8 protein-coding genes are annotated in these 7,963 nt (G+C 42.1%); all 8 read right to left on the bottom strand.

All coding sequences use genetic code 11. The features are described from left to right. Positions 1–563: 563 nt before the first annotated feature. The 8 genes from AAAY30_RS06965 to purE are packed head-to-tail and all read right to left on the bottom strand — an operon-like array spanning position 564 to position 7,733. Positions 564–890 (bottom strand): rhodanese-like domain-containing protein, encoded by a 327-nt coding sequence (locus AAAY30_RS06965; protein WP_252558355.1) that lies wholly within the window; start codon positions 888–890, stop codon positions 564–566. A 6-nt stretch (positions 891–896) separates the two neighbouring features. Further along, positions 897–2,162 (bottom strand): phosphoribosylamine--glycine ligase, encoded by a 1,266-nt coding sequence (gene purD / locus AAAY30_RS06960; protein WP_022234220.1) that lies wholly within the window; start codon positions 2,160–2,162, stop codon positions 897–899. A gap of 16 nt (positions 2,163–2,178) precedes the next feature. Next, positions 2,179–3,354, bottom strand: a complete 1,176-nt coding sequence (locus AAAY30_RS06955) for a phosphoribosylaminoimidazolecarboxamide formyltransferase (RefSeq protein ID WP_294655834.1) — start codon at positions 3,352–3,354, stop codon at positions 2,179–2,181. Positions 3,355–3,379: 25 nt separating this feature from the next. Then, a complete protein-coding gene (locus tag AAAY30_RS06950; RefSeq protein ID WP_022234218.1) occupies positions 3,380–4,096 on the bottom strand; it encodes an IMP cyclohydrolase in 717 nt (238 codons plus the stop codon). A 14-nt stretch (positions 4,097–4,110) separates the two neighbouring features. After that, positions 4,111–4,737 (bottom strand): phosphoribosylglycinamide formyltransferase, encoded by a 627-nt coding sequence (gene purN / locus AAAY30_RS06945; RefSeq protein ID WP_022234217.1) that lies wholly within the window; start codon positions 4,735–4,737, stop codon positions 4,111–4,113. Further along, positions 4,737–5,771 carry a phosphoribosylformylglycinamidine cyclo-ligase gene (purM, locus tag AAAY30_RS06940; RefSeq protein ID WP_022234216.1) on the bottom strand — a complete coding sequence of 345 codons (1,035 nt, stop codon included), beginning with the start codon at positions 5,769–5,771 and terminating at the stop codon, positions 4,737–4,739. The genes purN and purM overlap by 1 nt, the downstream gene beginning before the upstream one ends. Positions 5,772–5,787: 16 nt before the next feature. Beyond that, positions 5,788–7,239 (bottom strand): amidophosphoribosyltransferase, encoded by a 1,452-nt coding sequence (gene purF, locus AAAY30_RS06935; RefSeq protein ID WP_499215899.1) that lies wholly within the window; start codon positions 7,237–7,239, stop codon positions 5,788–5,790. Beyond that, on the bottom strand, positions 7,236–7,733 hold the full coding sequence (purE, locus tag AAAY30_RS06930) for a 5-(carboxyamino)imidazole ribonucleotide mutase (protein ID WP_022234214.1): 498 nt from the start codon (positions 7,731–7,733) through the stop codon (positions 7,236–7,238). Before purE ends, purF begins: the two co-directional genes overlap by 4 nt. Between the last annotated feature and the right edge of the window lie 230 nt (positions 7,734–7,963).

Here is a 7,963-nt window from a genome sequence, read left to right as displayed (position 1 = left end):
TCTCGGCTTGAACACAACGGCGTTAGCCTTTAAAAGCGATAGCAACAAGAAAGCCATTCGATATATAATGAAAAATTAATCATTTCTTTTATAAAAGGCTGTCGCCTGTTTTTCAAACTATGTGCAAGCACGCAAACAGTCGCGCTGTTTGCGCCTGATAAATTGTTATACCTGAAGATTTTATGGGCGCTGCCCAAACCCGCAATTTTTGAAAAAATTGAGTAAACTTTTTTTGTTTTTGGTAGGATAATTTAGCGTTAGCTAAATTTCAATGCCCGACCGACACTCCGCTAAACCATAATTTACCCCCGTTTCTGACAAAGAACCCCATTAAAAAGTCAAAAAGACTCACAGACAACCTTTTGCAAATGCCAACAACTTAAATATTATACATTAAGTTATTAAATTAAAAACATTTCCTTTGTGCTGTCTGTGAGTCTCATCATTTAAAATATTACCGGGTGAAATTCACCAGTATGTCGATAATACTATACGCAAAAATGCGTACCGATTACTCCCTCTTAACATTAAAATCAGGAATATTTATACAATAAATTGTAATTTTAAAGTCCCATAATCAAGCCGTAAGGCCAGGCAATCAATCCACCTATATCATAAATATCGGTATAGCCGAGCTTGCACAGCGTTTGTGCCGCCATTCTGCTGCGACTGCCTGTTCTGCAATAAACCACAAGCATAGAATCCTTACTCGGTATAACTTCTTTTGCCGATTCGACGGTAATATCATCAACAGGAAAAAGCACTGCGTCTTTCACATGTCCCGTTGCATACTCCTCTTCCTCACGCACATCAAGAATTATACAATTCGGATTTTCATCTATGAGTTTTTTTGCATCCTCAAAGTTGTTTACAGTATGAATTATACACATTAATAATCACTTAGTTTTTCCAATATCGTGGCGGAAGTGCATACCCTCAAAGCTGATTTTATCAACCGCAGCATATGCTTTTGCAAGTGCCTCATCAAGTGTAGGAGCAGTTGCAGTCACACCGAGAACTCGACCGCCGTTGGTGTAGAATTTACCGTTTTCATACTTTGTACCTGCATGATAAACAGTAGCGCCCTCTACCTGACCGTTTTCGTCCATACCGAACATTTCAATGCCTTTTTTATATGCAACAGGATAGCCGCCGCTTGCCATAACTACGCAGGCAGCCGCACCGTTGTCCCATTCAATGTCGAGGTCAGCAAGTTTTTCGTCAATAACTGCCTCGCAAATATCGACAAGGTCGGTTTTAAGTCTTGGAAGAACTACCTGTGCCTCAGGGTCACCGAAACGAGCGTTATACTCAATTACCTTAGGGCCGTTCGGAGTAATCATAAGTCCGAAATAAAGACAACCCTTGAAAGGTCTGCCCTCCGCTACCATAGCGTTGATTGTAGGAATAAAGATTGTGTCCATACATTCCTTTGCGATCTCGTCTGTATAGTAAGGATTCGGGCTGATTGTACCCATACCGCCTGTGTTAAGTCCCTCATCATTATCGTAAGCTCTCTTGTGGTCTTTTGAACTTACCATAGGCTTTACGCACTTGCCGTCTGTAAATGCAAGTACAGAAACCTCCGGACCTGTCAAAAATTCTTCAATAACAATTCTGTTGCCGGATTCGCCAAACTGCTTATCTTCCATAATAGACTTAACGGCATCAACAGCCTCGTCAACAGTCTGTGCAATAATAACACCCTTACCGAGTGCAAGACCGTCAGCCTTGACTACGATAGGAGCAGTATTCTCTGCCTTTAAATATTCAATAGCATTTTCTGCGTTATCAAAGGTTTCGTATTTAGCGGTAGGAATACCGTATTTTTTCATTAAATCCTTTGAAAATACCTTTGATGCCTCAATTACAGCCGCATTTGCATTAGGGCCGAAAGCTCTGATACCGGCAGCCTGAAAAGCGTCAACAAGACCTGCCGCAAGCGGATCATCCGGAGCTACAAAAGCAAGGTCAATATTCTTTTCTTTTGCGAAAGCGACAAGTGCCTCTTTATCCATAACACCGATATTTACGGTTTCGGCATCTCTTGAAATACCGCCGTTACCGGGTGCGCAGTAAAGTTTTGTGCACTTTGGGCTTTCAAGAAGTTTTTTAATAAGTGCGTGCTCTCTTCCGCCTGAACCAATCATTAAAATATTCATATCTTCACCCCGCAGATTAATGGTGGAAAAGTCTGATGCCTGTAAATGACATAGTCATTCCGTACTTATTGCAGGTATCAATTACATTGTCATCTCTGATTGAACCGCCGGGCTGTGCAACATACTGTACGCCCGAACGCTTAGCTCTTTCAATGTTGTCGCCAAATGGGAAAAATGCGTCTGAACCGAGTGAAACGCCGCTGAATGTTGCGAGCCACTCTTTCTTCTCTTCTCGTGTAAGAGGCTCCGGCTTAGTTTTAAAGAACTGCTCCCAAACGCCGTCTGCAAGTACATCCTCATAATCGTCGGAAATGTAAACATCAATAGTGTTATCTCTGTCAGGTCTGCGGATATTGTCAACAAACGGGAGGTTAAGAACCTTCGGATGCTGTCTTAAGAACCAAATGTCAGCCTTGTTGCCTGCAAGACGGGTACAGTGAATTCTTGACTGCTGACCTGCGCCGACACCGATAGCCTGACCGCCCTTTGCATAGCAAACAGAGTTTGACTGTGTATATTTGAGTGTGATAAGAGCAATAAGAAGATCACGCTTAGCCTCTTCCGTAAGCTCTTTGTTCTCTGTAACAATGTTCTGCATAAGCATAGCTTTGTCAATTTTAAGCTCGTTTCTGCCCTGCTCAAAAGTTACACCGAATACATCCTTATGCTCAATCGGAGCAGGAACATAGTTCGGGTCGATTTTTACAATGTTATATGTGCCTCTGCGCTTTGTCTTAAGCACTTCAAGAGCCTCTTCTGTATAATCCGGAGCGATAATACCGTCGGAAACTTCTCTCTGCAAAAGTTTAGCGGTCTGAACATCGCAAGTATCAGAAAGTGCAACCCAGTCACCATATGATGACATTCTGTCTGCACCTCTTGCTGCCGCATATGCAGAGGCGATTGGTGAAAGCTCCAAATCGTCAACAAAATAAATTTTCTTTAATGTATCCGAAAGCTCGGTAGCTACCGCAGCACCCGCAGGGCTTACATGCTTGAAAGACGCAGCTGACGGCAAGCCTGTTGCCGCCTTAAGCTCACGCACAAGCTGCCATGAGTTGAATGCATCAAGAAAATTAATGTAACCCGGTTTGCCGTTGAGTACCTCAACAGGAAGTTCGCCCTCGTTCATATAAATTCTTGAAGGCTTCTGATTAGGGTTACAACCGTATTTAAGTGCAAGTTCCTTCATTGGAGTTCATCCTTTCATAATCAGATTATTTATTCTTATTAATAATTCTTGACTCTGCCGTATCTGAAGCAATGTCAATGTAACGAACAAAAAGTGATACCTTGTTGTCCTCGTCAAGTGCATTCCATACTTTTTCAGCAAAAGTATCAATGTCATCGTTGCCAATCTCTACAAGTGTAGGCTCCCCCTCAAAACTTGGGAGTGGAGTGCCGTCACCCATATAAGTGTGAATATATCTGCCAAGGCCCTGTAAAGGTGTGGAATACATAAATGTATATCTCTGACAGCTGTCAGGAATACCGTCTGCACTCTTAAGGATTGACATAGCATATTCCATAACACCGCCGCTGCACTTTACAATACCCGAAATACGAGGTGTGTAGTTAGGACCGTCAGGCTCAAACTCTCTTGTACGGAGTGATTCCTCAAAAGTTTCACCCTCGTTCATAAGCTCATAAATTGTATCTGTCTGGTCACCGTTTGTAACGATTGTCTTGTTGTCAAGCTTTCTTACAGGTGAGTAGATGATGAGTGACGGGTCAATAAGCTTTGATTCGTCAAAAGCCTGTGTCTTTATGCCGTCCTCGGTTTCAACGAAAATTCTGTTTCTGCTGTTTTCGCTTCTGCCCATAATAAAGTAAGCAATTACAGCCTTTGTGCCGTCAGCACTTCTGCCTATAACAATTCCTCTGCCCGGATAAGTAACAGAAGAGATTTCTTTTTCAAGTGAAATTGGTTTCATTGTTTACCTCCGAATTATTCGGCAATTACTGTAACATTGCCGTTTACCTTTATTTTATCTTCGCAGAAAAGCGAAACTGCCTTTGGCAGAATTTTCCACTCCGCCTGTTCCATAACTCTTTTCTGTAAAATTTCGGGTGTGTCGCCGTTTTGAATTTCAACAGCTTTCTGAATGATGATAGGACCGCCGTCACATACCTCATTTACAAAATGTGCTGTTGCACCTGTCACCTTTACTCCCCTTGCAAGAGCCTGCTCGTGAACCTTAAGTCCGTAAAAGCCCTCGCCGCAGAAAGACGGAATAAGTGACGGATGAATATTTATAATTCTGTTTTCAAACGCTCTGATTACACCTGTACCGAGGATTGTCATAAATCCCGCAAGCACAACCAAATCCGCATTTTTTGACTTTAAAAGCTCGGTTAATGCCTTATCGTATTCATCAAGGCTTGCATAATCCTTTCTTCGGATTATATCGGTAGCAATATTGTGATTTTTGGCTCTCTCAAGTGCATAAGCATTCGGATTTGAAGAAATAACGCAGGTGATTTTACCGCCCTTTATCTCCCCTCTTTCCGATGCGTCTATAAGAGCCTGCAAGTTAGTACCGCCACCGGATACAAGAACAACAATATTTTTCATTATTCAATTACAACTCCGTCATTGCCCTCTACTACTTCACCGATGATTACAGCATCCTCACCGTTTGCCTTGAGAACCTCAAGAGCCTTATCCGCATCGTTTTTATCAACTGCAACGAGCATACCTACACCCATATTGAATGTATTAAACATATCGTGCTCTGAAATACCGCCGACTCTCTGAATAAGGTCAAAAATCGGAAGAACAGGAACTGCGCTCTTGTTAATCTTAGCAGAAAGACCGTCATTTAACATACGGGGAATATTCTCGTAGAAACCGCCGCCTGTAATGTGAGATACAGCCTTTACTTCAACTTCTTTCATAAGAGCAAAGAGTGGTTTTACATATATTTTTGTAGGAGTGAGGAGAGTTTCGCCTAAAGTTTTGTCAAGCTCAGGGTATGTATTATTGATTGTGTTTTCGTTAATATCAAAAACTTTTCTTACAAGTGAAAAACCGTTTGAGTGAACGCCCGAAGAACGGAGTGCAACCAAAACATCGCCTGCTTTAAGTTTTGAGCCGTCAATCATCTTCGGCTTGTCTGCAAGGCCTACGCAGAAACCTGCAACATCGTATTCGTCAACAGGCATAAGACCCGGATGCTCGGCTGTTTCGCCGCCGATAAGTGCACATTCTGACATAACACAGCCGTCTGCAACGCCCTTAACGATTTCCGCAACCTTTTCAGGATAGTTCTTTCCGATTGCAATATAGTCAAGGAAGAATAACGGCTTTGCACCGCAGCAAATTACATCGTTTACGCACATTGCAACTGCATCAATACCGATAGTATCGTGCTTATCCATAAGAAAAGCAAGTTTGATTTTTGTACCTACACCGTCAGTACCGCTGACAAGTACAGGCTCTGTCATACCGCTTACATTTGGGGCAAAAAGACCGCCAAAACCGCCGATACCCGAAACAACGCCGTCAATTTTTGTGCGTGCAACATGCTGTTTCATAAGTTCAACCGACTTATAACCTGCTGTTACATCAACACCTGCTGCCTTGTAGCTCTCTGAAAAACTCTTCATCTTCAATCACTCCAGATTATTTTTTATTAATTTTCTTTGCGAATTTATCAACAAATATAGTTCTCGGAATTTCCGCAGGATACTCTCCTGTAAAGCAACCGTTGCAAAATCCGACATCTGCGCCCTCTGCAATTTGGTTAAGACCGGAAATGCTTAGATAGCCAAGAGAATCCGCACCGATTTTATTGCATATCTCTTCTTGTGAAAACCTATTTGCAATAAGCGACTCCTTGTTGTGAATATCCATACCGAAATAGCACGGACATACAAAAGGCGGAGAGCTTATAAGCATATGAACCTCTTTTGCACCTGCGTCACGCAAAAGTTTTACAATATGATTTGCGGTTTCGCCGCGCACAATAGAGTCGTCAACAATAATAATTCTCTTTCCGCTTACATTTGCCTTAAGGGCAGTAAGTCTTGTTTTGAGAAGTCTTTTCTTTTTATCTTTTCCCGTACCTACGGTTCTGCCAATGTATTTATTCTTAACAAAACCTGTACCGTACGGAATACCCGACGCCTTAGCATAGCCTTGTGCGGCAATAATTCCCGAATCGGGAACGCCGCATACCATATCGGCATCAATCGGATGTTCATTATAAAGCAGTTCACCTGCCTTAAATCTCGCATTATGAACACTTACACCGTCAATAACACTGTCGGGACGGGCAACATAAACATATTCAAAAATACACATAGATGTATTATATGCCTTAATTCTCGACTTGTAACTGTGAAAACCCGTTTCATCAATTACAACCATTTCTCCGGGCTCAACATCACGCAAAAATTCACCGCCAAGACTGTCAATTACACAGCTCTCGGAAGTAATAATATAGCTGTTGTTAAGTTTTCCGATGCAAAGCGGACGGAAGCCGTTTTTATCACGAAAGCCGATAAGTCTTGACGGACCGCAAAGGACTGAGGAATATGCGCCCTCAAGTTTATCCATAGCAAACAAAACCGCTGTTTCAAGTTCGTCCGTGGTACAGCGTTCGGTTGCGATTACATAAGACATAATCTCAACATTTGAGTTAGACTGAAAGATTGCGCCGCCATGCTCAAGCTGTTGGCGAATTTCGGCAAAATTAGTAATCGCACCGTTGCTTGCAATAGCAAGCGAACCGGCAATATATCTCATAACAAGGGGCTGATTTGCCGCTCTGTCAAGGCTTTCGTGCGCACTGTAACGCACATGACCGACTGCAATGTTTCCGTCGCCGAGTTTATCTATAGCCTTATCGTTAAAGACCTCTGACACCATACCGAATTCTTTTACGGTAGTAAAATTTTCATTGTTATTTACAGTAATGCCTGCACTTACCTGTCCCCTGTGTTGAAGTCCGTACAAAGCCTCACGGGTAAGGGATGCAATATTGAAATCATCACTGCTGTCTTTATAAACGCCGAACACGCCGCATTCATCGTTTACCTTGTCTTTGTCATATATATCAACATACTTAATCAAAGTTCTGCCACCTTAAGCTGCATAGCCTCATCCTTTTTGGCTACGCCCTCTTCCATATCTGCTTTCATTTTCTCGAGCTTTTCTGCAAGTGTATCGTCAGAAAGAGCGAGCATTTCGATTGCAAGAATTGCAGCATTCGCAGCGCCGTCAACAGCAACTGTAGCTACAGGAATACCTGTCGGCATCATAACTGTTGCAAGTAAAGCATCCATACCGTCAAAAGCGGCTGATTTGCAAGGAATACCGATTACAGGCAAAGTTGTTTTTGCCGCAAGCACACCTGCAAGGTGAGCAGCCATACCTGCTGCTGCAATGATTACTCCAAAGCCGTTTTTCTTTGCGCTGCCTGAAAATTCAATAGCAGCATCAGGAGTTCTGTGAGCACTCATAACATGCACTTCATATGGAACACCAAATTCCTTAAGCTTTGTGACAGCCTTTGAAACTACAGGGAAATCACTGTCAGAACCCATAATAATAGCAACCTTTTTCATCATTACACTCCTTAACTTTTAACGGCACCGTAAAAACGGTGGCAAAATTGTTTAGACAAAGTTTCTGCAAAGGCAAAAATTCATTGCCCTAAAATCACTTTAATTACCATTATATAAAAAATCAGAATAAAATGCAATATGTGACAGGAATTATTTTGAAATTCATAAGCTAATTTACAGTTTAAACGCAGTTTTGATTAAAAATTTTATAATTGACACAGAAGTCGATG

The organism is Ruminococcoides bili, from assembly GCF_040093295.1.
Lineage (GTDB): Bacteria > Bacillota > Clostridia > Oscillospirales > Acutalibacteraceae > Ruminococcoides > Ruminococcoides intestinale_A.
This window is presented reverse-complemented; position numbering and strand designations above follow the sequence as displayed.

Coding starts and splice junctions, on each gene's coding strand:
- purM (WP_022234216.1), bottom strand. CDS start 5,771: ATGAAGAGTTTTTCAGAGAGCTACAAGGCAGCAGGTGTTGATGTAACA.
- purN (WP_022234217.1), bottom strand. CDS start 4,737: ATGAAAAATATTGTTGTTCTTGTATCCGGTGGCGGTACTAACTTGCAG.
- AAAY30_RS06955 (WP_294655834.1), bottom strand. CDS start 3,354: ATGAAGGAACTTGCACTTAAATACGGTTGTAACCCTAATCAGAAGCCT.
- purD (WP_022234220.1), bottom strand. CDS start 2,162: ATGAATATTTTAATGATTGGTTCAGGCGGAAGAGAGCACGCACTTATT.
- AAAY30_RS06965 (WP_252558355.1), bottom strand. CDS start 890: ATGTGTATAATTCATACTGTAAACAACTTTGAGGATGCAAAAAAACTC.
- purE (WP_022234214.1), bottom strand. CDS start 7,733: ATGAAAAAGGTTGCTATTATTATGGGTTCTGACAGTGATTTCCCTGTA.
- AAAY30_RS06950 (WP_022234218.1), bottom strand. CDS start 4,096: ATGAAACCAATTTCACTTGAAAAAGAAATCTCTTCTGTTACTTATCCG.